Genomic DNA, 1,469 nt, shown 5'->3' with positions numbered 1-1,469 from the left:
CGTGGCCGGCCGCGCAGGGGAGCGGGCCGGCCCGGTCACAGCCGGCGCCATTCCGTGCCGTCGAACACCCGGTAGAGGAAGCGGCGGTTGATGTCCAGGCCGGCGGCGATCTGCGTGACGAGACGCTCCTCCTTCATCCACCCCTTGCCCCGGCGGACCGCGTCGCCCAGCTCGGCGGTCAGCACTACGTCCCGGACCTGGTTCGCGCAGCGCCTCAGGTGGGCGCTGGCGATCTGCGCGGTGAGGGTGTCGCCGGTCAGGACGAGGCCGTCGGCCATCTCGTCCAGTCGCTCGGCCGCGGCGCGGTGGGCTCCGTCCCAGGTGTCGTGCTCGGTGAAGCCCGGCACCCCGTTGCTGACCCAGGCCGCGGCCCACCGGCTCCCGCCGGGCTCCGCGCCCGCCGCCGCCCGGTTGTCCGCGTCCCAGCCCTTGTTGATCGCCGCGTCGGCGAACACGGTGTCCGCCAGGGCGCGGTAAAAGGCGAGCTCGGCCTCCTGCGACAGCGGGTAGTTGACCGCCGTCGGCTCGGCGGTGCGGCACACCAGGATGCAGCCGTCGAGGTGGTTGCGGACCTCGTAGGTCGCGCCTCCCCACTGCCTGCGCAGGGGCCGGCCGCGCGTATCGCGCCACAGCGAGGCGTCCTCGAGATCGGGGATGTCCCCAGCGGGCAGGACCTGGTCGAAGGGTACGGGCACAGCCACCTCGCCTGTTCACGTTAAGTGAGCATGAAGGTACACACAGTTCTGTCGAGTGTCCACTCAGGTGCACACTTCCGTGTGGCGGGATGGTCGAGGCTCCTCTACATGACGCTGATCAGCACCGGGTGCCCGGACGGCAGACGCCCCCGGCCGTCGATCCCGAACGGGATCGCGGGAGCGGTCCGCAGCGCGGTGACCCCCGTCGAGGCCGCGACCATCGCCGCCTTGGGGTCGTCGGCGCCATCGACGAGCAGCTGCACTCCCAACCGGTGAGCGGTGTCGGTGACCTCCAGCCCGCTGACCGCGACCGGCAGGCCGGCCAGGGTCTGCGCCCAGGGCACAAGGGCCCGCAGGAGCGCCGCTGTGGCGGCGGTGGAGGTCGAGCGTTCGGGGCGGGACCGGTTCAGGGTCGGGTGTGTTCCCGCGACCAGCACCATCCCGCCGGGCAGCTCCGCGGTCAGGGTGTAGGTGTAGGCACGCGCGCCGAGCTCGGACAGCACCGGGTCCGCACCGGTCGCCGCGGCCAGCCGGTCGACGCTGCCGCGCTGGTCCGCCATCGTGGTGAACTCCGCGAAGGAGACCTGCACGTCCCGGCCGGCGAGCGCGAGCCGCAGGGGCTCCAGCGGGCCGGCTGCGTCCAGCACCTCGGCGGTCGCACGCAGCAGATCGGTCAGGTCGAAACGCATGCCGTCATTGTCGCCGCTCGGACAAGCCCGACACCAGACAATCCCCGGACTTCGCCGCCCGGTCGGGGCGCTGGAGCACCCCGTC

2 protein-coding genes are annotated in these 1,469 nt (G+C 72.7%); both read right to left on the bottom strand.

Going from position 1 to position 1,469, the window contains the following annotated elements; translation table 11 throughout:
* Positions 1 to 35: 35 nt before the first annotated feature.
* A complete protein-coding gene (locus tag ABT093_RS40880; RefSeq protein WP_350572586.1) occupies positions 36 to 701 on the bottom strand; it encodes a hypothetical protein in 666 nt (221 codons plus the stop codon).
* Positions 702 to 799: 98 nt separating this feature from the next.
* On the bottom strand, positions 800 to 1,384 hold the full coding sequence (locus tag ABT093_RS40875; RefSeq protein WP_350572585.1) for a hypothetical protein: 585 nt from the start codon (positions 1,382 to 1,384) through the stop codon (positions 800 to 802).
* Between the last annotated feature and the right edge of the window lie 85 nt (positions 1,385 to 1,469).

The sequence above is a fragment of the Kitasatospora sp. NPDC002551 genome (assembly GCF_040296005.1).
Lineage (GTDB): Bacteria > Actinomycetota > Actinomycetes > Streptomycetales > Streptomycetaceae > Kitasatospora.
Note: the sequence above shows the minus strand (reverse complement) of the source record. Positions and strands in the feature narration are given on the sequence as shown.